This is a genomic window from Pseudolysobacter antarcticus, assembly GCF_004168365.1.
Classification (GTDB): Bacteria; Pseudomonadota; Gammaproteobacteria; order Xanthomonadales; family Rhodanobacteraceae; genus Pseudolysobacter; species Pseudolysobacter antarcticus.
The window spans coordinates 964,941-990,125 of record NZ_CP035704.1; the positions used below are offsets into that span (position 1 = coordinate 964,941).

The 25,185-nt window shown below is 58.6% G+C and carries 24 protein-coding genes; 9 read left to right on the forward strand and 15 right to left on the reverse strand.

The genetic code is table 11. From position 1 onward, the window contains the following. Positions 1 to 34: 34 nt before the first annotated feature. Positions 35 to 700 carry a DUF4412 domain-containing protein gene (locus tag ELE36_RS04105; protein ID WP_129831882.1) on the reverse strand — a complete coding sequence of 222 codons (666 nt, stop codon included), beginning with the start codon at positions 698 to 700 and terminating at the stop codon, positions 35 to 37. 182 nt (positions 701 to 882) lie between these two features. On the opposite strand from ELE36_RS04105, the gene mrcB reads away from it, so the two are divergent. The 6 genes from mrcB to tsaB all read left to right on the forward strand — a co-directional run bounded on the left by mrcB (position 883) and on the right by tsaB (position 9,866). Continuing rightward, complete coding sequence (gene mrcB / locus ELE36_RS04110) at positions 883 to 3,180, forward strand: penicillin-binding protein 1B (RefSeq protein ID WP_242512355.1); 2,298 nt, start codon at positions 883 to 885, stop codon at positions 3,178 to 3,180. Positions 3,181 to 3,212: 32 nt separating this feature from the next. After that, complete coding sequence (locus ELE36_RS04115) at positions 3,213 to 3,749, forward strand: tetratricopeptide repeat protein (RefSeq protein WP_129831884.1); 537 nt, start codon at positions 3,213 to 3,215, stop codon at positions 3,747 to 3,749. A gap of 73 nt (positions 3,750 to 3,822) precedes the next feature. Beyond that, positions 3,823 to 5,748, forward strand: a complete 1,926-nt coding sequence (gene yoaA / locus ELE36_RS04120; RefSeq protein ID WP_129831885.1) for a DNA repair helicase YoaA — start codon at positions 3,823 to 3,825, stop codon at positions 5,746 to 5,748. Beyond that, on the forward strand, positions 5,745 to 7,682 hold the full coding sequence (locus ELE36_RS04125; RefSeq protein WP_129831886.1) for a cytochrome c3 family protein: 1,938 nt from the start codon (positions 5,745 to 5,747) through the stop codon (positions 7,680 to 7,682). Before yoaA ends, ELE36_RS04125 begins: the two co-directional genes overlap by 4 nt. Positions 7,683 to 7,798: 116 nt before the next feature. After that, positions 7,799 to 9,112 (forward strand): cell envelope integrity protein CreD, encoded by a 1,314-nt coding sequence (gene creD / locus ELE36_RS04130; RefSeq protein WP_129831887.1) that lies wholly within the window; start codon positions 7,799 to 7,801, stop codon positions 9,110 to 9,112. Between the two features lie 55 nt (positions 9,113 to 9,167). Next, positions 9,168 to 9,866: a tRNA (adenosine(37)-N6)-threonylcarbamoyltransferase complex dimerization subunit type 1 TsaB gene (tsaB, locus tag ELE36_RS04135; protein WP_129831888.1), complete on the forward strand. Its 699-nt coding sequence runs from the start codon at positions 9,168 to 9,170 to the stop codon at positions 9,864 to 9,866. A 48-nt stretch (positions 9,867 to 9,914) separates the two neighbouring features. On the opposite strand, the gene ELE36_RS04140 is transcribed toward tsaB, so the two are convergent. From ELE36_RS04140 to ELE36_RS04175, 8 genes are all read right to left on the reverse strand, one after another. After that, on the reverse strand, positions 9,915 to 10,148 hold the full coding sequence (locus ELE36_RS04140; RefSeq protein WP_165371469.1) for a hypothetical protein: 234 nt from the start codon (positions 10,146 to 10,148) through the stop codon (positions 9,915 to 9,917). Further along, the gene (locus tag ELE36_RS04145; protein ID WP_129831890.1) at positions 10,117 to 10,806 is read right to left on the reverse strand and encodes a class I SAM-dependent methyltransferase; all 690 of its coding nucleotides are present in this window, start codon (positions 10,804 to 10,806) and stop codon (positions 10,117 to 10,119) included. The genes ELE36_RS04140 and ELE36_RS04145 overlap by 32 nt, the downstream gene beginning before the upstream one ends. A gap of 67 nt (positions 10,807 to 10,873) precedes the next feature. Next, on the reverse strand, positions 10,874 to 12,019 hold the full coding sequence (locus tag ELE36_RS04150) for a hypothetical protein (protein ID WP_129831891.1): 1,146 nt from the start codon (positions 12,017 to 12,019) through the stop codon (positions 10,874 to 10,876). Between the two features lie 8 nt (positions 12,020 to 12,027). Beyond that, on the reverse strand, positions 12,028 to 13,440 hold the full coding sequence (locus tag ELE36_RS04155; RefSeq protein ID WP_129831892.1) for an MBOAT family O-acyltransferase: 1,413 nt from the start codon (positions 13,438 to 13,440) through the stop codon (positions 12,028 to 12,030). Continuing rightward, positions 13,430 to 14,518 (reverse strand): acyltransferase family protein, encoded by a 1,089-nt coding sequence (locus ELE36_RS04160; protein WP_129831893.1) that lies wholly within the window; start codon positions 14,516 to 14,518, stop codon positions 13,430 to 13,432. The genes ELE36_RS04155 and ELE36_RS04160 overlap by 11 nt, the downstream gene beginning before the upstream one ends. Before the next feature lie 259 nt (positions 14,519 to 14,777). After that, a complete protein-coding gene (locus ELE36_RS04165) occupies positions 14,778 to 16,121 on the reverse strand; it encodes a hypothetical protein (RefSeq protein WP_129831894.1) in 1,344 nt (447 codons plus the stop codon). Positions 16,122 to 16,193: 72 nt separating this feature from the next. Continuing rightward, positions 16,194 to 16,676, reverse strand: a complete 483-nt coding sequence (locus ELE36_RS04170; RefSeq protein ID WP_242512356.1) for a GtrA family protein — start codon at positions 16,674 to 16,676, stop codon at positions 16,194 to 16,196. Then, complete coding sequence (locus ELE36_RS04175) at positions 16,598 to 17,989, reverse strand: hypothetical protein (RefSeq protein ID WP_129831895.1); 1,392 nt, start codon at positions 17,987 to 17,989, stop codon at positions 16,598 to 16,600. Before ELE36_RS04175 ends, ELE36_RS04170 begins: the two co-directional genes overlap by 79 nt. A gap of 388 nt (positions 17,990 to 18,377) precedes the next feature. Between ELE36_RS04175 and ELE36_RS04180 the strand changes: the two genes are divergently transcribed. Continuing rightward, a complete protein-coding gene (locus ELE36_RS04180; RefSeq protein WP_129831896.1) occupies positions 18,378 to 18,710 on the forward strand; it encodes a hypothetical protein in 333 nt (110 codons plus the stop codon). Here ELE36_RS04180 and ELE36_RS04185 read toward each other — a convergent pair. From ELE36_RS04185 to hprK, 6 genes are all read right to left on the reverse strand, one after another. Beyond that, positions 18,668 to 19,426 carry a glycosyltransferase family 2 protein gene (locus tag ELE36_RS04185; protein ID WP_129831897.1) on the reverse strand — a complete coding sequence of 253 codons (759 nt, stop codon included), beginning with the start codon at positions 19,424 to 19,426 and terminating at the stop codon, positions 18,668 to 18,670. The genes ELE36_RS04180 and ELE36_RS04185 overlap by 43 nt on opposite strands. A 351-nt stretch (positions 19,427 to 19,777) precedes the next feature. Then, positions 19,778 to 21,514, reverse strand: coding sequence for a phosphoenolpyruvate--protein phosphotransferase (ptsP, locus tag ELE36_RS04190; protein ID WP_207215854.1), 1,737 nt, complete (start codon positions 21,512 to 21,514; stop codon positions 19,778 to 19,780). Further along, the gene (locus ELE36_RS04195; protein WP_129831898.1) at positions 21,511 to 21,780 is read right to left on the reverse strand and encodes an HPr family phosphocarrier protein; all 270 of its coding nucleotides are present in this window, start codon (positions 21,778 to 21,780) and stop codon (positions 21,511 to 21,513) included. Before ELE36_RS04195 ends, ptsP begins: the two co-directional genes overlap by 4 nt. Next, positions 21,773 to 22,165, reverse strand: coding sequence for a PTS sugar transporter subunit IIA (locus tag ELE36_RS04200; protein WP_129831899.1), 393 nt, complete (start codon positions 22,163 to 22,165; stop codon positions 21,773 to 21,775). The genes ELE36_RS04195 and ELE36_RS04200 overlap by 8 nt, the downstream gene beginning before the upstream one ends. A 99-nt stretch (positions 22,166 to 22,264) precedes the next feature. Next, positions 22,265 to 23,149 (reverse strand): RNase adapter RapZ, encoded by an 885-nt coding sequence (rapZ, locus tag ELE36_RS04205; RefSeq protein WP_242512357.1) that lies wholly within the window; start codon positions 23,147 to 23,149, stop codon positions 22,265 to 22,267. Next, a complete protein-coding gene (gene hprK, locus ELE36_RS04210) occupies positions 23,146 to 24,105 on the reverse strand; it encodes an HPr(Ser) kinase/phosphatase (protein WP_129831901.1) in 960 nt (319 codons plus the stop codon). Before hprK ends, rapZ begins: the two co-directional genes overlap by 4 nt. A gap of 245 nt (positions 24,106 to 24,350) precedes the next feature. Between hprK and ELE36_RS04215 the strand changes: the two genes are divergently transcribed. Together ELE36_RS04215 and ELE36_RS04220 are read left to right on the forward strand one after the other, a co-directional pair. Beyond that, on the forward strand, positions 24,351 to 24,617 hold the full coding sequence (locus ELE36_RS04215) for a type II toxin-antitoxin system TacA family antitoxin (protein ID WP_129831902.1): 267 nt from the start codon (positions 24,351 to 24,353) through the stop codon (positions 24,615 to 24,617). A 1-nt stretch (position 24,618) separates the two neighbouring features. Next, positions 24,619 to 25,110 (forward strand): GNAT family N-acetyltransferase, encoded by a 492-nt coding sequence (locus ELE36_RS04220; protein ID WP_242512358.1) that lies wholly within the window; start codon positions 24,619 to 24,621, stop codon positions 25,108 to 25,110. Positions 25,111 to 25,185: the final 75 nt, after the last annotated feature.

Consider the following 25,185-nt stretch of genomic DNA (forward strand, 5'->3'; position numbering starts at 1 on the left):
TGGGGGCGCAACAAGGCGCGAAAACGTGCGACATTCAATCCGGCGCGAACATCAACGGATCGATCGGTTGCTCGCGATAACCGCCGGGAATCGCCACTTCACTCGCCGAAATTTTCGCTGTGCTGACGGATTTAAGTTCCGAGATGCCGATGACCTTGCCGCCGCGATAACTGACCAGTTTTACCGGCAAACCTCCGCCCGCGAAAACACTGGTCGCAAAATTTCCGCCGATGCAGCCGAGTAGATCGTGCGCCATGTCGATGCCGCGTTTGAGTTGGGCGATATCGCTCGCGCTCAATCCGAGTTCGCGCGCATCGGCCATGCAATAGTCGGCATAATGTTCACCGAAAAGATCGATGCGATAAACGTCACAGGCGTGTCCCGATACCTGTTCATGCGCGCCGTTGGGTCGCACCTTCAATTGCAAAGGGTCTTGCGCGCCGAGCAGGCTGGCCAGCCCGGATACCTGATTCAAGGTTTCGCGATCGAAGCGCGTATAGCGATGCTGCGCGCGATCCAGCACGATCAGATCGGCATTCGCGGGGTCGAGAATCGCGCTCGACGAGGTATCGAAATGGGCGCTGCCGCGATCCGGCTCGGCGCGCAATTTGCCATTCGCCAAACTCAAGACACCGAGATCGCCGTGGCCGCGGGTAGCGCTGTAATCGATGCGAAAATCGGCATGCGCGACGCACGTCATTGCAAGGGAAAATACAAGTGCAAAAGCGTAGCGATGCGACATTCGGGGGATGACCTCACGAGGGCATTGGACACGGGCCGCCATTATCGCGGATGCATCGCCCGGCTACCAGTGTGGAACGCAGGCAATGCGCGCCTGTTCGGTTACACTGCACACTGGATTTCTCAGTCTTATCGTGCCGCTTGACTGTTCGCGACTCTCTTCTGCCACTGCTGGGTCTGGCCTGGCGCGTATTGCGCGTGCCGTTCTGGCTGGGCCTGGGCTTGTTCCTCGGTTTCGTCGGTCCGTATGCGACGTATTTGGATGGCCAGGTGCGCGCGCGCTTCGACGATCTGAGTTGGGATCTGCCGAGCCGCGTCTACGCGCGGCCGCTGGAGCTGAAACCCGGCCTCGCGATGAGCGCCGAAGCGCTCGATCTGGAGCTCGATGCCGCGCGCTACACCAGCGAGCCCGGCGCGCGCACGACCGGTACGTTTTCGCACGACGGCAGCCGTTACCTGATCGCGCGTCGCGCCTTCGATTATCTCGACGGTCACGAGGCCGAGCGTCGCATCGAAGTCGTGCTTTCTGCCAACAGCGTGAGCACGCTCAAGGATGCTGCCACCGGCGCCGCACTGAGCAGCGTGCGCATCGATCCGGCGCGCATCGCTACACTTTATGGCACCGAGCAGGAAGAACGCCGCATCGTCCATCTCGGCGAAGTACCGCCGCTGCTCGTGGCCGGCTTGCAGGCGGTCGAGGATCGCGATTTCAATCATCACCACGGCATCGCGGTATGGTCGATCCTGCGCGCCGCACTCGCCAATCTCAGCGCTGGTCACGTCGTGCAAGGCGGTAGCACGCTGACGCAGCAACTGGTCAAGAATCTGTTTCTCGATCGCGGCCAGCGTTTCACGCGCAAGTTCAACGAGGCGCTGTTGTCGCTGCTGATCGAGGCGCGCTACAACAAGCGGCGCATTCTCGAGGCGTACATCAACGAAGTTTTTCTCGGCCAGCAAGGCGGGCAGGCCGTGCATGGATTTGCCGCCGCGTCGGAATTCTATTTCGGCCGCGACTTGAAATCGCTGAGCACGCCGGAAATTGCGCTGCTGGTCGGCATGGTGCAAGGCCCGAGTTATTACGATCCGCGGCGTAATCCCGACCATGCATTGAGCCGGCGCAATATCGCGTTGCAGATGTTTACTGATACCGGTTTGCTCGACGATGCGGCATTGGCGAAGGCGCGCGCCGCGCCGCTCGGCGTGCCAGATCGACAAGGTTTGCCGCGAAATCGTTACCCGGCGTTTCTCGATCTGGTGCGCGCGCAACTTGCACGCGACTACGCCGACGCCGCGCTCGGCAAGGTCGGCATGAGCATCCACACGACGCTTGCGCCAGCCTCGCAATTGCTCGCGGAACAGGCGCTCGCGAGCCAGCTTGATGCGCTGGCGAAACGTCAGCCGGAACTCGAAGGCGCGATGGTCGTCACCGGTGCGCACGACGGCGAAGTTCAAGCGTTGATCGGCTCGCGCGCCGCCGATGAGCAAGGCTTCAATCGCGCCTTGTTTGCGCAGCGCCCGATCGGTTCGCTGGTGAAGCCATTCGTCTATCTGGTCGCGCTGTCGCAGCCGCAACGTTATTCGCTGGTGTCGTCGCTCGATGACACTGCGGTGGATATTCCGCAGGCCGACGGCTCGCACTGGATGCCGCAGAATGCCGAGCACGAGGCGCATGGCGCGGTGCCGCTGATGGATGCGCTGATGCATTCGTATAACCTCGCCACCGTGCATCTGGGCTTGACGTTGGGCCTGCCCAAGGTCAAGGGATTTCTCGAATCGTTCGGCCTGACCTCGGTCAATCCGAATCCGAGTCTGCTGCTGGGCGCGATCGATCTCACGCCGTTCGATGTCGCCCGCATGTACACGTATTTTTCGGCGGATGGTCATGCCTTGCCGCTGCGCGCGGTGCGTGGTGTGCTGAACGCGCAGGGCAAACCACTCACGCGTTACAGCATCAAGGCCGGTGCGGGCGAGTACGTCAGCGCCGCACGCCTCACGAGTTACGCGATGCAGCAAGTCGTGGTCGCCGGCACCGCGCATTCGGTGACCGATCAAGGCTTGGGATATCTGCATGCGGCGGGCAAGACCGGCACCAGCGATTCGCAACGCGATTCGTGGTTTGCCGGTTTCACCGGCGAGCATCTCGCGGTGGTCTGGGTCGGCCGTGACGACAACAAGGTCACCAGCTTGATGGGCGCGACCGGCGCGCTGAAAGTGTGGTCGGCGTTGTTCCGAAAATTGCCGTCGAGTCCGCTGCTATTGCCGCGGGATGGTCTCGAATATACCTGGGTCAATCCGCAAAACGGTCAGCGCACCGATGCCGAATGCAAGGGTGCGCGCGAGCTGCCGTTCCTGACCGGATATGCGCCGCAGGAAACCGACCATTGCACGTGGCAGGAGATAAAATCCCTGTTCAGCCGCAACCCGAATACGTCGCCATGATCCATCCAGAAATCCGATCGAGGAATATTTTCATGCATATCGTTTCGAATCGAATCACCATCCATCGTGTACTGCTTGCATTACTGGCAACGGCGCTCGCCGCCTGCACGCAGCCACCACCGCCGGCGCAACAAGCAGCGCCGAAACTCGACGTGCCCGATACGGTGACCGCGATCCGCGATGCAGGTGCAAAATTCACGTCCGATCTCGAAGTGCATCCGCTGCGCGATCCAGCCATCGACGGTTTGATGCAGCAAGCGCGTTCGCAGGAAATCCAGCAACATTACGATCAGGCGATGGCTCTGGCCGAGCGTGCGCTGACCTTGTCGCATGGCTCGCCGGAAATTATCCAGTATCAGGCCGAGCTCGAAATCGGCCACAAACATTACGAAGCGGCCGCAAAACTAGCTCAACAATCCTACGATCACGGCCCGAAAAACGGCAGCCTGTGCGCGCGCAACATCCAGACCCTGATCGAAGCACGTAATGCCTTGCAAGACAGTGCTGGTGCGGCGCAGGCCAAGGCGCAGCTGCCGAGTTGCCGAGTCGATCGACCGGTGCGCATGTGATATCGGCTGGGCGTTTTTTGGGCGAGACAACCATCGCCAGCACTTGCGCTGATACGCGTTCGGAAATCCCGGCATGAGTTCATCGGATAGCGCCGAACTGCTCGGCCCGGACGGCCCGTTCGCGCGCGAAATTCCGGGCTTCGCGCCGCGTGATTCGCAGCAGCAGATGGCGACGGCGGTGGCCGAGGCGATCGCCGAACGCGACTGCCTGATCGCCGAAGCCGGCACCGGCACGGGCAAGACCTTTGCGTATCTCGTGCCGGCGCTGTTGTCGGGCAAAAGAGTGATCATTTCGACCGGCACGAAGACGCTGCAGGATCAACTCTTTCATCGCGATCTGCCGCTCGTACGCAAGGTGCTCGGCGCGCGGTTGAAGGCGAGTTTGCTGAAAGGTCGCGCCAATTATATTTGCCTGCATCGACTCGACCAGGCGGTCAAGGACGGACGGTTTCCGTCGCGCGAGCAGACCAGCCAATTGCACAGCATGCGCACGTGGGCCGCGCGCAGTGCGAGCGGCGATCGCGCCGAATTGATCGAAGTGCCGGAGGATTCGCAGCTGTGGCCGCGCGTCACCTCGACCGCCGATAACTGCCTCGGCGCGGATTGTCCGCAGTACGGCGAGTGTTTTGTGGTCAAGGCGCGACGCGCGGCGCAAGAGGCTGATCTCGTCGTCGTCAATCATCATTTGTTGTTCGCCGATCTTTCGATCAAGCAGGAAGGTTTCGGCGAAATCCTGCCGGGCGCGCATGCGTTCATTCTCGACGAAGCGCATCAGATTCCGGAGCTCGCCGGACAATTTTTTTCGACCAGCTTGAGCTCGCGCCAACTCAGCGAACTCGCCAACGACACCCTCGCGGAATGCGGTGCGGTGAGTGGTGCGCTCGCGCCGATGCTAGCGGTGATTGAAGCGATCACACCGGCGGTGCGACGAGTGCGCTTGGCGTTCGATCGTTTGCCGTTGCGCGGCAGTTTTGCGCAGATCGCGGCGACACCGGAATTGATGCACGAGCTCGATGCTCTGCATGAAGCTCTCTCGGGTTTGATGGATGCGCTCGTGCTGCACGAGGAGCGCAGTCGCGGCCTCGCAAGTTGCGCCGAACGCGCGCGCGATCTGCTCGCACGCTACGAAAAAGTCGAGGCGCACGACAACGCGGAATGGATCCATTGGTACGAACTCACGCCGCAAGGTTTCCAGTTGTACGCGACGCCGCTCGATCTGGCGCCACCGCTGCGCGCGTTGCGCGATTCGACGCATGCGGCGTGGATTTTCACCTCGGCGACTTTGTCGGTGGCCGGCAGGTTCGATCACTACACGCGCCAGCTCGGCCTCGACGATCCGGTCGCGATGAGCTTGCCGAGTCCGTTCGATTACACGCGTCAGGCGCTTGCATATCTGCCGCGCGGATTGCCCGACCCTAACGCGTCGGACTACACCGCGCGTGTGATCGCGATGGCGCGACCGGTGCTCGAAGCGTCGCGCGGCCGTGCATTTTTGCTGTTCACTTCGCACCGCGCGTTGAAGCTCGCGGCGGAACTGTTACGCGATACCTTGCCGTATCCGCTGTTTGTGCAAGGCACGTTGCCACGGCATCAGTTGCTCACCGAATTCCGCGCCGCCGGTAACGGCGTGCTGCTCGGTGCGGCAAGTTTCTGGGAAGGCGTGGATGTGTCAGGCGAGGCGCTGAGCTGCGTCATCATCGATAAATTGCCGTTTGCCGCGCCGGACGATCCGGTGCTCGAAGCGCGCCTGAATGCGATGCGCGAATCAGGCGGCAATCCGTTTTTCGACTGGCAGGTGCCGACCGCGGTGATCGCGCTCAAGCAAGGCGCAGGGCGGTTGATTCGTGATGTCAGCGATCGCGGCGTGCTAGTGCTGTGCGATCCGCGTCTGACCACACGCGCGTATGGCAAAATCTTTCTGCAGAGCCTGCCGCCGCTGCCGCAGACGCGCGAGCTGGCCGATGTGCAGGCGTTTTTCGGCGACGTGTTCGAACGATGAAACCCGGCGTAAAAAATTCGCTCCGCCTGATCGCCGCTGTCGGCGTTGTGATGACCGTCGCGCTGGCGGGTTGGTTGTGGCATGCGATCGACGCGACACGTGCGGAAATAGCGACGCCGTTTGCGATGGACAGCGCGCATTGGGTCGGTTCGGCGCAGTGCGAAACCTGCCACGAGGATCGCCATGCGAGCTGGTACAAAACCTTCCATCGCACGATGACGCAGGACGCCACGCCGCAGGCCGTGCTCGGAAAATTCGACGGCCAGGCGCTGACCGAGTGGGGCGGCGATGTGCGCCCGATCACGCGCGGCGGCAAGTATTTTTTCGAGTATCACGATCCGGCCACCGGCGCGATCCAGAACACCGTGGCGGTGCAACGCACGGTCGGCTCGCATCGTTATCAGCAGTACCTGACGTTCGATGCGAACAGCGGCACGTATTATCGGCTGCATTATCTGTGGCATATCGCCGAGCAGCGCTGGGTGCACATGAATGCGGTGTTCCTCGGCCCGGACGACAAACCGTTCGACGAACATATCGGGCCGTGGAACAACAACTGCATCTATTGCCACAACACCGGCCCCGAGCCGAACATGAAAAATTATCCCGAGCTGATCGCGCGCAGCCGGCGCGGTGAAGCGATCGATGTGAATCGCGATTCGACTTACGACTCGCGTGTCGCCGAACTCGGTATCAGCTGCGAAAGTTGTCATGGCCCGGGCAGCGAACATGTCGAGCGCAATGCGAGCATGCTGCGCCGCTGGACCTTGCAGCTCAGTGGCGCGAGCGATCCCACCATCGTCAATCCGCACGGTCTCAGTGCCGAGCGCAGCACGCAGGTGTGCGGTCAATGCCACGGCCAGCGCATGCCGAAAGATGTCGGCGTGATGAAAAACTGGATCAGCAGCGGGCCGGTGTATCGCGCCGGTGATGATCTGAATGCGTCGGTGCAACCGATCTGGAAAGATACCGTGCCGCCGGGCAAGGCATCGACGCTTTTCTCGGCCCGCTTCTGGAACGATGGCACGCCGCGGTTGACTGCGTACGAGTACCAAGGGCTGCTGCAATCGCAGTGTTATCTGCAATCGAAAGATCTGACGTGCATCAACTGCCACAGCATGCATGGTGGCGATAGCGCCGGGCAGATCACCGAGAAAAATCTGGGCAATGCGCCGTGCCTGCGGTGTCATGACAAACTCGCGAAAGATGTCACGGCGCATACGCATCATCCTGCCGAAAGCGCCGGCTCGAACTGCTACAACTGCCATATGCCGAATGCGGTTTATGGCGTGATGACGATCCATCGCAGCCATCGTATTGCAGTGCCCGATCCGGCCAGTGATTCGGCGAATGCGCGGCCCGATGCATGCACGAATTGCCACGCCGACAACTCCCCGGTATGGGCGGCGCAGCAGATCAAAACCCTGTGGGGGCGCGGCGATGGATCGGTCGCAGCGCGCGCTGATGGCGTCGATACGGCACTGGCCGATTTGCCCGCGACTTTGCTGTCCGGTGATCCCGTGCAGAAGGCTGTCGCCGCGTATCAGATGGGCACCGCCGCGACCGGGATTGATGCGCGACAACGCATGTCGCTCGCGCCGTATTTGTTCACTGCGATGAACGATCGTTATCCCGAGATTCGCCGGTTTGCGCGCAACAGCCTGCAGGCACTCGATGAAAAATTGCGCGCGCAGCAAATCGATCTCGGCCTGCAATCCGGGCTGCAGAATTTTGATTTCACCGCGCCCGAAGCGACGCGGCAAAGCCAGATCGACGGGTTGTGGACGACTTGGCGCGCGGCTGACAAACAAGGCTTGCCGATTCCCGCAGCGGCGACTGCGATCAATGCGAAATTCGAGATCGATCCGCACGTGAGACAGCGCCTGCTCGACGTCGGCAATCATCAGGAAAAACAGATCAGTATCGGCGAGTAAGTGTGACGGCGCATTTTTCGCGGTGTCATAACTTCGCCCCAACAACGTCCGCTGCGCGCCACGCTTGCGCCTCACCTGCGGGTTGCAATTACACCTCGAACTTAACGAGGTGACGCATGAATCCCGCAGTCTTTCATAACCCGACATTCAAGGCGCTCGGCATCGGCTTCCTCGCGTTACTGATGCTGATTCCACTGCTCAAGGTGGATGGTCTGATCAGCGAGCGGCAGGACTTACGGCGCCAGGCGCTCGCGCAGATTGCGCAAGGCTGGGGCACGCAGCAAACGCTCGGTGGCCCGGTGCTGGCGATACCAAAACATGTTCGCATTGCCAACGACAAGGAATATGTCACGGTCGAACGCGCGGAAATTCTGCTCGCCGATGCGCTGAAAATCGACGGCACGCTGGCGGTCGATGAGCGGCATTACGGCATCTATTCCGCACCGGTCTACAGCGCGACTTTGAAGCTGCATGCACGTTTCGTCGCGAGCGATTTCGCCGCGCTGGAAAAAGACGATGCGCAATGGCAATGGCAACGCGCCGAGTTGCGTTTGCCGCTGAGCGATGTACGTGGACTGCGCAGTATTTCGGTGTTCCGCATCAATGGTATCGACGCACGTTTTCGCTCGGGCAGCGAGAGCGTGGTCGGCATCACTTCGGTTGCGACTTCGATCGATCTGAGCACGTTGCGCAGCAAGGATTTTGATGTCTATATCGAGATGGTCGCCGCCGGCACCGAACGTTTCGATGTACTGCCGCTGGCGCGCACCAGCGAGGTGAATCTTGCCGCACCGTGGCCAAACCCGAGTTTTGGTGGCGCATTTCTGCCGGATAAAAGCGACATCGACAAGGATCATTTCAACGCGCACTGGCAGGTACTCGATATCAATCGCAGCTTCGGTCAGCGTTGGGAACAATCACGAGAAGGCACGCAGGCATTTGCCAATACGAGTTTCGGTTTTGCGCTGTATCAACCCGCCAGCGTGTATCAGCAAAACGTGCGTGCCGGCAAATACGGCTTGCTTGTGATCACGCTCACGTTCATCGCGGTGTTCCTGTGTGAAGTGCTCAAACGCCTGCGTGTGCATGCGTTGCAATACCTGCTGGTCGGCGTGGCGCTGGCGACGTTTTATGTCGTGCTGCTGGCGTTGTCCGAGCAGATCGGTTTCAAGTTTGCGTACCTCGCCGCGGCCATTGCCGTGGTCGTGATGATCGGTGGTTACATCGGCGCGATCCTCGGCACGTGGCGCGCAGGACTGCTGCTGGCATCGCTGCTGTCGCTGATCTATGGGTTGTTCTATGTGCTGGTGGTGAGCGAACAATATTCGCTGCTGATGGGTGCGCTGGCGCTGCTGATCACGGTCGCGGCGATGATGTTCCTGACCCGGCGCGTCGATTGGTACGCAATGTCGCAACGCAAGGTTGTGTAGCGGCTTTGCATAACAGTCAGGTGTCGAACGTCAACAGAGATGCGAGAATATGTCCATGAACCTTCTAGCCATTGAAACCGCTACCGAATGCTGCTCGGTGGCCTTGTCCTGCAACGGTGCGATCATCGAGCGCAGTGAATTCGCGCCGCGTCGTCACGCCGAACTGGTGCTGCCGATGATCGAGTCGGTATTGGCCGAAGCCGGACTCGCGCGCGGCGCCATCGATGTCATCGCCGTGGGTCGCGGCCCCGGTGCATTCACCGGCGTGCGCCTGGCGATTTCAGTGGCGCAAGGTCTTGCGCTCGGGCTGGACGTGCCGGTGATTCCGGTCTCCTCGCTGGCCGCTTTGGCACAGCACGCGCCGGATCACGGCATGCCGATCCTCGCGGTGATCGATGCGCGCATGGGCGAAATCTATGCCGGCGTATTCACGCGCGGCGCCGACGGTCTTGTGCATCTGCAGGGCGATGAAACTGTCGGCCATGCCGAACTTGTCGTCGTGCCGTCGCATCCACGCTGGTGTGTGGTTGGTAGTGGCTGGGCGACGTACGCACCGTTGCTCGAATTGCGTCTGGGTGCAGCGCCGATCTTCGCCGACGGCGCGCGTTTCCCGCAGGCGCGCGCGATCGTCGAACTCGCGTTGCCGCAGGCTTTGGCGGGAAACGGCGTTGCCGCAGAACTCGCGTTACCGGTGTATCTGCGCGACAAGGTGGCGCTGACGCTGGATGAGCAGCGCAGCGCACGAGCCAAATAGTCCGGCGATTATTTTCGCCGGATCTTTGAATCGCGTTCGATGACTGCGCTAGATGCGCTGCATCCAGAAACTTCCGCCTGCATACGAATGACCGTTGCTTAGCGCGTCGCGCACGCGATCGGGAAAACGCCAGTGTGCGTATGAGCAACCGAAGCGCACTTTGAACGCGGTGGAATGCATCAACAATGCGCGCAGCAGGTATTGCTCGTTCCAACTGCGATTGTTGACGAACACCCAATCGCGCGGGTAATCATGCGGCAGAAAAATATCGTGGATGTGCACGATCACGCTCGATCACGCCCGCGGCCAGACGTGGCAGCACTTCGAAATACAGATAATTGACATCGCTGCCGGTTTTCGCGACGTGCGAAGAATCGATGAACAGAATATCGCCCGCTTGCAGCTTTTCGAATTCCGCCAGCGGCACGTCCTGTACTTTCTGTTCGAGCAGTTTCGATATGCCGGGAATGCCCTGGCGCAAGAACTCGCGCGGATAAGGTTCGATGCACGTGATATCGATGCTGTTGTCGAGATGGCGACGGTTCACATCGGCGGCGAGTAAGGTCGAAAATCCCGATCCGACTTCAACGAATCGTTTTGGTTTCCACTCGAGCAACAACACAAAAAGCGTGCGCGCATCGAGCCAGCTGAACTGCGAGTTCTGCGTGTAGAACTGAGTTAGATCCGGCGACTCGTCGAGCAGTTCCGGATAGTCGTATGCCGCGATATGACGCGGGAAAACCTCATTCAATATCTGCTCGTGACTGGCATCGTTGAAATCGATGCCGAGCACTTTGGGTTCGACTGGCCAGATGCGGTCGGTTTGCGCAGCGATCTCCGACGGATTCACGATCGGCGAATAAAAATGTCCGTTGGCATGGGCCGCGACGATCTGATCGTCAGGCTTTGGTGTTTCTTCAGGGAAGGCGTCTTCTGACATAGGATTATGTGCCGCTGGCAGCGTTGCGTTTTTGTTGCAACGAACCAAGACTCTAACAAATCAATCATTACCGAATTGTTGCATTGGTTTGGTTTTCCGTAGAATACAAAATCTTTTCCAGGCTCGGTAAAGCCATTTGCATCAGTCGTTCGCGACCCGAAACGTTGTTGTGGTAGATATCAAAAAACGCCGTGCAATCGGTGCCGTCCGGGCCGTTGAACAGGTCGGTGTAATCGAGCACGTGGATTTTGCCTTCGACCTGCAAGGGTTTGAGAATCGACAACGCCCATTCGTGCGCGGCTTGCGGCAAGGCATCGTTCAGCCACACCGAGTGCATCGGCATAAGCACGATGATTGGCGGTGTTTTCCAGGTCAGGTGGCGTAGTTGTGTCTGGATCAGGTCACGGGCTTTTTGCAGGTAGGGCGACGGTGTTTCGGCACCGCCGACCATCGCGCGCCAGTCGCCGCGCGGCTGATTGGCGCCAGGCAACATCGCGCACTGACCTTTCAGTTTTTCTGCCGCTTCCGCATCGAGTGTCGCCGCCTTTTCGCAATCGGATCGATGCTGCAATTGCAGGCGACAAATATTCGAGGTTTCATCGGCGTTGGTCTGCAACACGTGCTTCGCATCGAGCGCATGAAAATACTTCAGCGACTTCCTGCGCTGTTGCGGGTGCTGGATCAGATCGCGGATATCTTCTCGATATTCGAACAGGCCGGAATAAAGTCCGTACGTGGCGAGCTCGTTGCGATCGAAGCCAACATGCTCACTCATCCATGGAATCTGATCGTAGCGATGAAACGGATAGGCGATGCCGAGTTCGTACGCACCGTTTCCCGGCCCCATGAAATCCTGCACCGACAGCGCAATGATTCCACCCTGGATTTCCGGATGCTGCACCGCGAGCCAGTCGGTGATGATGCCGAGGCTCATCCAGTGCATGCCGGCGACGCTGATGTTGGCGTGCACCTTGCCGTGCGCCGCGGCGGTGCTGGCGAGCAGCGCATGATCGATGCCATACACCGGGCGCGAACTGCCGAGAGTGACAAAATCAATATGCGCCATTTCCGGATCGAGCAGCGCGCGCTTTTTCGCGATGCTCATGCCGGCGTGGCTGTTCGGTGAGGCGATAAATTCCCACGCGCCGAGTTGAAACAGCAGGTCGATCACGGCGACCAGCAACAGCGGCAGGATGAATTTGAGATAACGCATGCCGGTGCTCAAAACTGGAAGTAGATGAAGGGAATATTCTTGCCCGGCGTGAACAGGATCAGCGCGAGCAAGATCAAGGTCATTGCTGCTGCAAAGCGTGTGCCGCGATCTTCACTCAAACGCTGCTTGATATGGCCGTAGCCGCCGATGAATTGCGACAGCATCAGGGCAATCAAAAGTAGCGCGAGGCCGAGATGATGATCCTGCGAAAAATCCTGGATCACGCTCGCTGCGCCATGTAGCAGATTGCCGATGACCGCGAGACTCGCCGTGAGGGTTTTTGCGCGGAAAAATATCCACGCGAAACACACCAGATGAAACGTCAGCAGCCAGCGCAACAAGCGCATCGGCAACGCTGGCGATTGCCAGAAGGGCAGGCGCTGCAGTGCAACGCGCTCGAACACCAGATAACCGCCATGCAGGCCGCCCCAAATCACGAAGTTCCAGCTCGCACCGTGCCACAGGCCGCCGAGCAGCATGGTGATCATGAGATTTGCCAACGTGCGCGCTTCACCGCGGCGGTTGCCGCCGAGCGCGATGTACAGGTAATCGCGCAGCCAGCGCGAGAGCGTCATGTGCCAGCGCCGCCAGAAATCCTGCAGACTTTCGGCGATGTACGGGTAGTTGAAGTTCTGCGGAAATCGGATCCCGAGCAACAACGCGCAGCCAATCGCGATATCGGTATAACCCGAGAAATCGCAATAAATCTGAAACGCAAACGCGTAGATGCCGAGCAGCGTATCCCAGAAATGCGCGCCCTCGGGATGATCGAAAACCGGGTCGACGAAACCCGCCAGCGTATCGGCGAATACCATCTTCTTGACGAAGCCGAATGCGATCAGTACCAGCGCACGTTGTACGTCGCTCAGCGCAACATTGCGCGGGCCATCGAGCTCGATGAAAAACTCGCGCGCACGCACGATCGGGCCGGCTTCGAGCTGCGGAAAAAACGCCACCGCGAGTGCGTAGTCGAGCAGACGCCGGCGCGGTTGCAATGCACCGCGATAGACGTCGATGGTGTAGCTCAGACTCTGGAAGGTGTAGAAAGAAATACCGACCGGCAACAGCAGGTCGATCGGCGTGATGTGCCAGGCCGCGCCCAGCGCATCGGCGCCGCCGTTGAAACTCGCGATGAGCCAGTTGGCGTATTTGAAGATGGCGAGAAAGCCGATATTGACGATCACGCTGATGATCACCAGCCGCTTCGGATTCGAACTGCGCGGCAACTGCAGGCCGATCAGATAATCCACGATCGTGGAGAACCAGATCAGCAGCAGATATTCCCAATGCCACTGGCCATAGAAATAATAACTCGCCAGCAGCAGCATGCATTTCTGCATAGTCGGCAGCGCGCGCAGGCACTGGTTGAGCGCCAGTACGATCAGGAAAAAAACGACGAAGTGCAGGGAGTTAAAGAGCATCGGTATTGCTCGCAGCGACAGCGGGCTTGGTGCGTGACAAACCGAGCTTGTTCCAGATTTGCCAGTCCTTCAGTCGCAATGCCGGCTGTTCGAGCAAGTGCCAGGATACGATTGCAATCGCAAGTGCAAGCGGTAGCGCAAAAATCGTGATCTGCCAAGGTTGCGGATGACCCAGCCACATCGTCACGAGTTGCTGGCAAGGAAATCCCCAGAGATAAATTCCGTAGGAATAATCACCAAAACGATTGAAGCCGTACCAAGGAATGCAGTACGCAAACCAGAAGCAGAAATACGCTTCCGCCAGGCCGAGCGCATATGCGAAGAATCCCGTGCCGTGGGTCAGATAAGCCAGCAATGCAATAGCGAACATGCCCAGATGACCGACCGGAATCCAGTCGCGTTGCAAGTAGCAAAATGATCCGAGCACAAACAGTGCGGCAAATCGCGCGTAGTCGGGGTTGTGCACCAGCATTGGCACATCCATCCAATGCAGGCAGCCATAAATTGATAGTGCCACCAGCACCGCCGTGGCGAGCCAGCGCAGTCGGAAAATCCCGGCCAGTCCGAGCACCGCCAGCCACAAATACATGCTGGCCTCGGCTGGCAGCGTCCAGATCGAACCATTGATCGTATTCGGATAAGGGTTGCCTGCAAATACACCGGGTAGATCCCAGCGCATGTTTTGCAGGCCCAGATTGGCAGAGACATAAGCCAGCGTATCGGGATGCTGAAAATACTCGCCGACCGGCAGCGTGGTTAGCAGTGGCCCCAGCACGAATGCGCACAGCGCGAGGCAGGCCACATACGCAGGGAACAAGCGAAGCGCACGAGCCGTAATGAACGAAATCACGTTACGGCGGCGAACCAGACTTCCGGTAACGAGAAAGCCGCTGACCGCGAAGAACATATCCACCGCGATCGTGCCGCTGAAAGCCACGCCCGCACGCACAAAGACATCTTGCGTATTCAGCGCGGCAATCGCATGGCTATGACCGTATATCACCAAGCTGGCAGCGAGAAAACGGAGCAGTAAAAAATTATCCTGGCGCCGCGCCAGTCCATCGGCCAATGTTTTCATTTTGGGAGTGTAGTCGCGCCTTTTCTCATCGAGGAATTATCGTGTATTCGTTCACGGTATGCCATTGAGCGCTAGCGATGAGCAAGGCGGCGATCCTGTTTGCGATATCGAATCGCACTGGTCAAGTTGTACAGGTGCGGGACGCTTGTCGGAATTATCTGTATTCCGATCGCACGGGCGCGCTCGGTGAGTAGGGTGATGTAGCCTCCATCGTTCTATGGAAACTGACGTTCCTATCACTGCGAGTCTGCGTGATTTTTCATGGTTGCGTGTGCTTTGGGTAGCTCTGCAATGTGCCGTCGTGCAGCATCACATGCGTTGGTATGACGGATGTATCGGTCGACGCAACAATCCTGATTCTCGGCGAAAATGGCACGCGCTGGTATGTCGGTATGGCATACGTTGTGTGATGCAGGATTGGCTCGTCAGCTGGATTGTCAGCGCGAATACGCAGCGGTTCACTGGTGCTCGCATCCGGTAATAACGGCACCAGTGCTGCATACAAATGGTGTTGCACGCGGCCGACATGGCGCATGTCGCGCACCAGATCAACGCTGTGCAGCAAAGCCGCTACACCGGCCAGTAGCAGCAAACCTTTTGCCCAAGGTTTGATCAGTGGGTAAGCCAGCGCAAACAGTCCGCACATGAGAGCGGAGGCAGTGTACGCATACAGGATCGAGCTGGTTGAAAGGATCAATATCGGGCCAAGCGCGACGAACCAAAGGACGGATGCAGATAATAACCAACGCAATCCCGCGCTGGTTATGCTGATCAACACAAGCACCGTACCGATTGCCGCAATACCCAATATGCTGGGGCTGTACCACGGAAACGCAGCGAGCTCATTCAAGTTTTGTACAAACGGAAAGATCGAGTATTCAAATAGGCGGATAGGAATATTGCTTATCGCCCAAGTGTAAACTCCCGGCGGGCGCGGCGAAAAAAGAATAATACTCAGGCGAAGTGCGAGATAAATTGCTACGACCAACCCGCTGGCTAAAATGCTCGGCAGCAGGTCGCGCACATTTTTTCGGTAAGCTGCACAGAGTAGTAAGCAGGGGAAAACAACGGCTGCTTCCTTGGTCATCACCGCCAGACTGGTAAGAGCAGCGACCACCGCTGGAGTCATGTATCGTTGCCATTTTTGCGATGATGCCTGAGGTTGCCGGCAAATCCACATTAGCGCAAGCAGAAGCCAAGCCAGATATAGCTGGTCTGCAAATGTTCCAATCCAGCTGTGCGCGAAAACGACAAAAGGCACGAGTAAAAATGCGATCGCTGCCACCGACGCATGCAGCGGTTTTGCTCCGAATCGGATGATGCATTGGCGCAGCAAAGACGCGTTGAGTATCCCCAGCGCTCCCTGGACGCTGTGCATTATAACTGGGTGGTAGCCAAATAAATGAGATAACAACAACCAGAAGTTGAATGTCAGTGGCCGATATTGAAATACACTGAAATCCAGCCATGACATCCACGGAATATCAAGCAGTGAATCAGTGTCGGCGAGTGCCAGCCACTGCAGTTCGTCATGACTATAATATCCATTATTAATTGCCGACGGCAAAATAATAAGAACTGAAATCAATATGAAATACTTCACGAATTCTCAATGGTTGACAGTTCACGCATCAATTGCCGCGCCTAGTCAGAAATTATCCAGGCAGTTGCGGACTCAAGCTTTTTCTCGCAGGGGCGATTTCTGCCGATATACCCAATAACGCGAAACCAGAAAACTGACTATCCCGAGCACACCTTCGATCAAAGGCTTGGACCACCATGCGTGAGTTAGACCAGCATGGCGCGCAATCAACGTCAGCAAGGTTGTGCTGATGATGGTCATTGCGATCCATAAGGAGGCGTAACGTGCAAGACGTAATCCGATATGAGGTTGTTGTTGGCGTTTGAAGGTAATCTTGCCGTTCAACCAGAAACCAAACGCGGCGCCGCCGATACGACCGCATAGATTGGACGGTGGTGTGGATAGCCCGAGAGCAGTCAGCGCGATGTAAATCCCGGAGTCGATGCAAATCTGCAATACACCCACCGCGATGAAGCGGACTGATTGACTGAGCGCGCTCATGGCCGAAACTTCATTGCAGCCAAATCGCGCGATTGCAGCAGATTGGATGTTTCGGTAGTAACCGGCAAAAGCCATAGTTCAATTGCCCCGATCTGTCGTATTTTGCTTGCGTCACTGAGTGCAGCAGTTAAAGCTGGAGAGCGTTTTGATTCGGTGGTCACGGCGTAACGCGCACCGACTTTCGCGAATAATCCGCGCCAGGCGTTGCCATTGGGGTCTTGCTCAACTTCAAAAACAAATAATTTGCTCAACTCTGTGTCGTACGAGGAAATAGTCAGCCCACGCCCTGCCAGTTCTGCATAAAACGGTCGGCCGGGATCGCAGAGGACGGCGGTATCTGTATCGCTGTGCTGTCGGATGAATTCGGCAATTGAACGCTCCGGGGCAAAACGCTTGAATAATTTTTCCTTAGACCACGTCTTGTGTTTCAGAAAAGTGGCGTCGTGCAGCGTGTAGTAGGAACATCCCTGATACAAAAGGTTCAAGCCGATCATCATTGTCAGCACTGTAATTCCAGTGCGGCGAGTTAGCAACGTAGATGCGGCGGCCACGGTAACCGGGATCATCAGCACCAACGCCGGATATGCGTAACGATAGTAATTTATTGCTTCAAACGGAATGAGGAATGCAACCGTTGCGACCAAAGCGAGCGGGCGCAACTTGCGCATGAATAACGCTGCGATAGATGCGCCGATGAGGCCAAGAAATGACATGCCGGCGGCGCCATCCCAGCATTCCGAGAACAAATGGGTATGAAACGTCATGAGCCACGGCGAGGTTATGCCGCCGCCCGCTTTGTAAGGTGTGCCGGAAAAATTGTCTTGCGGAATCAGTGGCGAATGAAATATGCCATTGAATAACGGCAGCATCGGATTGCCGCTGATGAGATAGGCGTACACATAACTCGAAGCGGCGATAAAAATGACCAACACGAGCGCTGGCAAGATGGCGCGCGCAGGAACACGACCACGCCAGCGAATTAATAACCAAATCCCAATCGGAATGGTCGCTGCGAGAAATCCGGTTTTTATCGCCAACATAAGCGCAGCGAGCATTGATATCGAACAGAACACACGAACATCAGGTCGTGCCGGCGCTTCTGCCACAGCAAGTGCTAGCGCCAGCAGGATCGTCGTCGCCGGTAGCTCAGCCTGCATGCCTCCCGCGAGCGCTGAGGTCATCGGCAAACTGAGATATAAGGCCGATGCGAGCCAGCGCGCATAGGGCGGCATCGCCATGGTTGTGGCGAGACGCCAGAGTAGCGCCGCCGAGGCGAGCAGCCAGAATGCGTCGACCGCTCCACGCGCTTCCTGTCCGGCTGATAATTGCGCGACCGATTGCACGATATCGCCCGCCCACGGTGCCATCGCCCACAATTGCGAAAACACATCAAATCGGTAATAACCGAATGCCGCGAGTTGCGATGGCATGCCGATGTGATAACCGAGATCGTCGAACTGCAGGGTTGGAAACCAGCAACCTGTGGACGCGATACCGGCAACCATCACGCCAAACACTGCAGCCTTTGGCGATTCGTTCAACGCATGCTGCCAAGCTTCAAACGAGGCTTTTGTTCGAGTCAAAACTTCGTGCCGGCGAAAAAAAATCGGCAGAGTCAACGCTGTCAAATACACCCAAGGATAGTGCAGCGGAAACGGCAACAACCAGCCGATTGTGCCCACGATGAGGCTGAGCCCCAACATCGTCGGCACTAGAACCGAGCGTTGATAATGCGTCGCAACGATCATGCTGCCGAGCGCCAACGCGCACAGGATCATGAGCGAGACCGACAGCACCGGCAGGATGCCGACAAAAATTATCAGCGCGATGCCCCACACAATTGCCAACGAATTAGCAAAATGCATCCGGCTGATGCGCGTGACTATCCACGCCACAACAAATGCCGCTGCCGCAAGTTTGCTTGACTCCGACAGTCGGCCCAAGGGCACCTGCAGCCACATGCTGTTCATCACAAAACCGATGGCCAGCGTTGCAACACCAGCCCATAGCAGCAAGGAAAGAATTGTATGCCGCGATATTTTTGAAAGAATCGACATATTGCTTTTTTACCTGATCACTATCGGCGGCTCGCGCCTCGCACGCAGGTAATTGCCGATACGAAAGCCGCCGCAGAACAGGCGCCATGCAATCATGCGAGTGATGCGCATGACATCGGTGAAAGGACGAAAATGACTCGCGCGCCGGCCTTCCTGATAGCGCGATTCGATGGCCACGGAGACGCAGCGTATGCCGTGGTTGGCGGCCTCAATCAAAATTTCGCTCTCGAAGACGAAGCCCGAATGCGGCAAATTTTTCGCCAGTTCCAATACTTCGCGAGGGTAATAACGCTGGCCGCTTTGTGTATCGACAATCGCTTGGCCCGCCGTCCATGACACAAACCAGTCGGCGGCATCGTTGCCGAAACGTCGCCCGCCGGGCGCGTTGTTGCGCCCTCGCAGACGTGCGCCGATCACGATATGGCGCGGGTATTGCGCGGCCACTGTGAGCAGGCGCGGGATGTCCTCGGCGCCGTGCTGACCGTCGCCGTCCATCGTCACTACACCATCGTATCCGCGCGTGAGCGCCGCACTGAAACCTTCGAGCATTGCCTGCGCTTTGCCTTGCGGCTGCGCATGCGTGATCAAGCTTATCGGCAGGTCGGCAAGCTGCGCCGCGGTACCATCGCTGGAGCCATCGTCGATCACGATCACGTTCGGACAATGAAGCAGTGCCGCGCTGACCACGCTGCGTATCGCCAACTCTTCATTCAACGCCGGAATCACCACGGCAATATTGGCGGCGGATTGAGTGTTCAATTCGACCATCGAGAAATCTTCATGAAATATCGGCTAACAGTTGGGGAGAGATCAAGTTACGCGATGAAGCAAGCTCACGCTTGATATCGGCGGCCATGAAAAACGACTGACAGAGATTAAGCACCTGAGTATCGCCGTGCGCATTGTAATGGGCTGGCCGAGCCATGCCTATCTAGCGCAAGCGCGTTTCAAAATTCTGAAAATTTGCAAGGGCCTGCAGGGCGTTCTCCACAGCAGATTATGCGCATCTGCTTGCAGCACCATTACAGCGGCTAGACCAGCGCGGTTTGAAGTGATTGCGAACGATCTTACCGGCGTGGTTTTGGCGAAATTATCGGCTGTGCAAATCGGCTCGGCAGATCATTCCTGCATCGCGGCCAGCGCCGTATCGATTTCCGCGCGCGTGCGGGCGCGTAGCAGCAGCACGGACTTTTTGCGCAGGCTGGTCAGGTCGCATTCGGCGATCGACTGGCGCACTTCGAGCAACGTGCCGGGGTGCATGCTGAAGTCGGTCAGGCCGAGCGCCAGCAGCAGTGCGGTGTAGCGCGTATCGCCGGCCATTTCGCCGCATAGCGAAACCGGCTTGCGCGCGCGTTTGCCAGTGACGATGGTCAGGCGGATCAGGCGCAGCACTGCCGGGTGCAGCGGATCGTACAGCGTGCCGAGCGCATCGTTGCCGCGGTCGGCGGCGACCGTGTATTGCACCAGATCGTTGGTGCCGATCGCGACAAAATCGAGTTGGTTGATCATCAGCGGCAACATGATTGCCGCAGCGGGCACTTCGATCATCGCGCCGAATTCGAAGTGATCGGCGATCGCTACGCCTTCGCTGCGCAATTCCGCGGCGCAGCGATCGAGCAGCGTACGCACCGCGACAATTTCCTCGAACGCGCTGACCATCGGCACGAGGATGCGAATCGGTCCATACGCCGATGCGCGCAACATTGCGCGCAGTTGGGTGGCGAACAGCTGCGGATAACGCAGGCTCAAACGCACGCCGCGCAGACCGAGCGCGGGGTTGGGTTCGTAATCGAGCGTGAGCCCACTGCTGTCGGCCTTGTCGGCGCCGAGATCGAGCGTGCGCAAGGTCGAGGGCAGCCCACCCATGCCGAGTACGAGATCGCGATAGGCGGTGAACTGCTCGTCCTCGCTCGGTAGCTCCTTGCGCTGCAGGAACAGGAATTCGGTGCGATACAAACCGATGCCATCGGCGCCCCAGGCGCGCGCGTTGGTTACATCCGCGGGCATTTCGGCGTTGGCGAACAGGCGGATTTCCGCGCCGTCGCGCGTTACCGTGGCGGCGTTTTTCAATCGCAGCAAGGCGCGTGCCTCGCGCGCGCTGTCGCGTTGATGTTGGCGATAACGCGCAAGATCGTGCGCTGTCGGATGCACCACGACGAAGCCGCGCTCGCCATCCATCAACACCAGATCATCCTCGTGTACGGACGCCAGTGCATCGCGCGCGCCGACCACCATCGGCACGTGCAGGCTGCGCGCGAGGATCGCGCTATGCGACAACGTGCTGCCGCCGGTGGTGATGATGCCGAGCACGCCGTGTTCGCTCAGGTGCGCCATGTCGGCCGGCGCGACGCTGTCGCCGATCAGGATTTCGCCGACACGTGCGGCGATCTGGCGCTCTGCCGCAGAGGTGTTGCGACCGAGCGCTTCCTGTACGCGACCGATAACGTGATCGACGTCTTCGCGACGGCTGCGCATGTACGGATCGTCCATGCTGTCGAACACCGCCACGAGCCGGTCACGCTGGAATTTCAACGCCGCGCTCGCGCGATATTTGCCGTGCCGGATCAGATCGAACAGGCCGGTGATGAGCTCGGGATCTTCGAGGATCAAACCGTGGGCATCGAGAAATTCGCCGACTTCACGCGCCAGTGCGCCGTGCAGTTTGTCGCGCATCGCGGTGAGTTCTTCGCGCGCGAGATTCAATGCGTTTTCGAGATGGCGGATCTCGCGTTCTACTTCGTCGTGTGCGAGCGGTCGTTCATCCACCACGATCTTGCTTGGGTGCACCAGGCGCGCGCGCCCGAGCGCCATGCCGCGTGCGGCGCCGTGGCCTTGCAGGATGAAACGTATACTCATGCGCCCTCGTCGAACTTGCGCTCGAACAGCGCGATCATCGCGTCCATCGCGGCCTGTTCATCGGCGCCGTCGGTGCGTAGCTGGATCGATGTGCCGACGCCGGCGGCGAGCATCATCACGCCCATGATGCTTTTGGCGTTGACCTCGCGCTTGCGATAGATGAGCCACGCGCTGCATTGAAAACTCTGCAGCATCTGTACGAGTTTGGCCGAGGCGCGCGCGTGCAGGCCGAGTTTGTTGCTGATGGTGAGTTCGTGTTCAAGCATGATCGATGAAAATTCCTCCACGGCCGCCAGTGGCGGCGGTCTGGACGAGTTCGTCCAGGGTTTGTTCGCGATAGTTCAGCACGCGCAGCAGCATCGGCAGATTCAAGCCCGATACGCGCCGCACATGCAGGCCGAGTTCACGCAAATGCTCGCCGATATTGCTCGGCGTGGCGCCGTACAAATCAGTGAGCACGAGTACGCCTTCGCCGTTCTCCAGTTCGCGCACGCTGGCAGCGGCGTTGCGCAATGCGAGCGTGGAATCCGCGCGCGGATCGACTTCGAGCACCTGCAGGGTCTGTGGCAATTTGCCGAGCACGTGTTGTGCGGCAGCGATCAGTGCGCCGCCCATAGCCTGGTGCGTCAACAGCAATACACCGACGCTCATGCGCGGCCCACTTTTGTCGTGGCGAAAAAATTCGCGCGCACGCTTGTATGTTTGGTGCAAGTGGCGACTGCCATCGGAAATTTCATTTGGATGGCCATATCACTCCAGCTCGCGATGAAACGTCAGCACCTGCTCGCGCGTCAGCCGAAAATGTTCGGCGAGGCGTTCACTCAGATACACCGAGCGATGCCGCCCGCCGGTGCAACCGATGCAAATCGTCACGTAACTGCGATTGTCGGCTTCGAAACGCGGCAGCCAGTTGTCGAGAAAGTCGCGCACCTGATCGAGGTAACGCGTGACATCCGGCTGCGCCGCAAAATATTCGCGCACCGGCAAATCCTTGCCCGACAGCGGACGCAGTTTTCCGTCCCAGTGCGGGTTCGGCAAGCAGCGCGCGTCGAACACAAAATCGGCATCGCTCGGCACGCCGCGCTTGTACGCAAACGATTCGAACAGCAGCGACAACGCGCCGGTATTCATGCCGAGTTCGGTGGCGATCAGGCGACGCAACTGGTGCACGTTGAGGTCGCTCGAATCGATCACGCGATCGGCAATTGCCGACAGCGGACGCAGCAATTTGCGTTCGAGCGCGATCGCGTCGGCCAGCGGCAAACCTTCCGCCGATAACGGATGGCGACGGCGCGTATCCGAATAACGCTTGATCAATACGTCGTCGCGCGTATCGAGAAAAATCAGCTGATATTCGATGCCGCGACTGGCCAGTTCGGCCAGGCTGTTCGGCAGGCGCGTGAGATCTTCCGGCCGATTGCGCACATCCATGCCGACCGCCATGCGCGGATGCGCGCCGTGCGGGCCGGCGGTCACCGCATCGACAAAATCCGCGAGCAGTGCACCGGGCAGATTATCCACGCAGTAATAATCGAGATCTTCGAGCGTGCGCAGCGCGATGGTCTTGCCCGAGCCCGAAAGCCCGCTGACGACGACCAGTCGCGTCGCGCTGTTGGGTGTGGTCGTGGCGCTCACCACGGTGCCTGCCGTTTCATCTGGTGCGCCTGGCGGTCGATGAAAGTCTGAGCCGGATCGATGCCCTTGGTGCGCAGCATATGACTGCGCACCGCGGCCTCGACCAGCACCGCGAGATTGCGGCCCGGTGCCACGGGAATCATCATCTGCGGGATTTGCACGCCGAGCACTTCGCGATAACTGACATCGCCGTACAGACGTTTCAGACCATCGCGATCGCGATTGGCATCGTCGAGCAACAGCGGCGTCAGGTGCACGATCAGGCGCAAGTATTTGGACTGCTTTACGGCCGTATGCCCGAACATTTCGCGGATGTTTAGGATGCCGAGACCGCGCACTTCGAGAAAATCCTGCAACATCTCCGGACAGTTGCCATCGACCACGTCAGGTGCGATCTGCGTGAATTCCGGTGCATCGTCGGCGACCAGGCGATGGCCGCGCGTCAGCAGTTCGAGCGCGAGCTCGCTCTTACCCGAACCGGATTCGCCAGTGATCAATACGCCGATCGAATACACCTCCATCAGCACGCCGTGCAAAGTCACCTTGTTCGCGAGCAGGCGCGCGAGGTGGTAGTGCAGGTAGGTGTACAACTCGTGTCCGCGATTCGGGCTGGACCACAACGGCGTGGCCGTTTCATCCGCTGCTTCGCGCATGTCGGACGGGATTTTCTGATCCTTGGTCACGACCAGTGCCGTGGGCTTGTACGCCATGATTTTCTGGATCACGTCCCAGCGCTGGCGCGAATCCAGGCTGTCGAGAAAATTCAGTTCCTCGGTGCCGATGATCTGCAGCTTGTTCGGGTAGATCACATTCAGGTAGCCGACCAGCGATGGCCGGCGCGATTGTTTCTCGGCCGGCTCGATCGCACGGGAGCCGCCATTCAGGCCGGCAATCCAGCGCAAGCCAAGGCGTTCGGCAACACTATCGAAGAGTTCGCGGGCGGTGAGTCGATCCATGCCTGCAAGCGTAGATGGCTTGCGTGTATTTTGCTATCGCGGCGTGTTATTACCCACGAACGACGGGAAACTATTTAAAATTCGGGTGCTGAAACGCTACACGCCTGCACGAGGAATATCTTGTGAGAAAACTGGATGCAATCGGCAAGAAAGCCTTGACGAACGGGCGCCCCAGTTTGACGTAGCGCCGAATTGCGGTGTTTATCCTTGTACGGTATCATTCCGTACATAAAAGGAGAGAAACCATGACTGCCGCTGCCCGACTCGACCTGCGCCTGAATTCGACCGACAAAGATCGCATTACCCGTGCTGCAGATCTGCGCGGTGTGCCTCTGTCTGCCTTCGTGCGCGATGCAGTGCTGCGCGAGGCTGAAACCGTGATGGCAGCGGCGTTGACAGTCACCCTGTCGTCTGCCGAATCGCGCCGCTTCCTGGCGGCACTGGACAAGCCGTTCAAGCCAAATGCCAAGCTGAAGAAGGCAATGACTGATGCGGCCAAGCTGATCCGCTGAAGTGACGCTGCGATTTTCGCGACTGGATACGCGTCAACATGATCGCGATGGATTCTGCTGTGGTGAGCCGGCGCTGGATGTCTATCTGCGTGCGCAAGCCGGACAGCACCAACGTGATGGCATCGCGACCACGCACGTTCTGATTGATGACGCCGAACCGACACGCATCCTCGGCTATTGCAGCCTGGCGGCAGCGCAACTTCGACTGCACGATCTGCAACCGGCTGACAGAAAGCGGTTGCCTCGTTACCCCGTTCCAGCGGTGCGCATCGGTCGGCTTGCTGTCTCAAGCGATTCACAGGGCAAAGGTTATGGCCGACTTCTAGTGGGTCACGCCTTGAATTGCAGCGTCGATCTGCGTGCGCGGCTCGGTATCCGCCTGCTGCTGGTGGACGCCAAGAACGATGCTGCCGCCTCGTTCTATCGTAGTTTCGGCTTCCAATCGTCAGCTGATGATGCGTTGACGTTGTACTTGTCGCTAGGCAACGGCTGAGGCATACGCGGCACTTGCTCGGCCCTCACAGATAATCTGCGCTGCCGAGGCTCGCATATCGAAGTTATTGCGCAT

What these genes read in the sequence shown, in the direction of transcription:
- ELE36_RS04105 (WP_129831882.1), bottom strand. Translation starts at nt 700, where the DNA reads ATGACGTGCGTCGCGCATGCCGATTTTCGCATCGATTACAGCGCTACC.
- ELE36_RS04115 (WP_129831884.1), top strand. Translation starts at nt 3,213, where the DNA reads ATGCATATCGTTTCGAATCGAATCACCATCCATCGTGTACTGCTTGCA.
- yoaA (WP_129831885.1), top strand. Translation starts at nt 3,823, where the DNA reads ATGAGTTCATCGGATAGCGCCGAACTGCTCGGCCCGGACGGCCCGTTC.
- ELE36_RS04125 (WP_129831886.1), top strand. Translation starts at nt 5,745, where the DNA reads ATGAAACCCGGCGTAAAAAATTCGCTCCGCCTGATCGCCGCTGTCGGC.
- creD (WP_129831887.1), top strand. Translation starts at nt 7,799, where the DNA reads ATGAATCCCGCAGTCTTTCATAACCCGACATTCAAGGCGCTCGGCATC.
- tsaB (WP_129831888.1), top strand. Translation starts at nt 9,168, where the DNA reads ATGAACCTTCTAGCCATTGAAACCGCTACCGAATGCTGCTCGGTGGCC.
- ELE36_RS04145 (WP_129831890.1), bottom strand. Translation starts at nt 10,806, where the DNA reads ATGTCAGAAGACGCCTTCCCTGAAGAAACACCAAAGCCTGACGATCAG.
- ELE36_RS04150 (WP_129831891.1), bottom strand. Translation starts at nt 12,019, where the DNA reads ATGCGTTATCTCAAATTCATCCTGCCGCTGTTGCTGGTCGCCGTGATC.
- ELE36_RS04155 (WP_129831892.1), bottom strand. Translation starts at nt 13,440, where the DNA reads ATGCTCTTTAACTCCCTGCACTTCGTCGTTTTTTTCCTGATCGTACTG.
- ELE36_RS04160 (WP_129831893.1), bottom strand. Translation starts at nt 14,518, where the DNA reads ATGAAAACATTGGCCGATGGACTGGCGCGGCGCCAGGATAATTTTTTA.
- ELE36_RS04170 (WP_242512356.1), bottom strand. Translation starts at nt 16,676, where the DNA reads ATGGCTTTTGCCGGTTACTACCGAAACATCCAATCTGCTGCAATCGCG.
- ELE36_RS04180 (WP_129831896.1), top strand. Translation starts at nt 18,378, where the DNA reads ATGAGCGAGACCGACAGCACCGGCAGGATGCCGACAAAAATTATCAGC.
- ELE36_RS04185 (WP_129831897.1), bottom strand. Translation starts at nt 19,426, where the DNA reads ATGGTCGAATTGAACACTCAATCCGCCGCCAATATTGCCGTGGTGATT.
- ptsP (WP_207215854.1), bottom strand. Translation starts at nt 21,514, where the DNA reads ATGAGTATACGTTTCATCCTGCAAGGCCACGGCGCCGCACGCGGCATG.
- ELE36_RS04195 (WP_129831898.1), bottom strand. Translation starts at nt 21,780, where the DNA reads ATGCTTGAACACGAACTCACCATCAGCAACAAACTCGGCCTGCACGCG.
- ELE36_RS04200 (WP_129831899.1), bottom strand. Translation starts at nt 22,165, where the DNA reads ATGAGCGTCGGTGTATTGCTGTTGACGCACCAGGCTATGGGCGGCGCA.
- hprK (WP_129831901.1), bottom strand. Translation starts at nt 24,105, where the DNA reads ATGGATCGACTCACCGCCCGCGAACTCTTCGATAGTGTTGCCGAACGC.
- ELE36_RS04215 (WP_129831902.1), top strand. Translation starts at nt 24,351, where the DNA reads ATGACTGCCGCTGCCCGACTCGACCTGCGCCTGAATTCGACCGACAAA.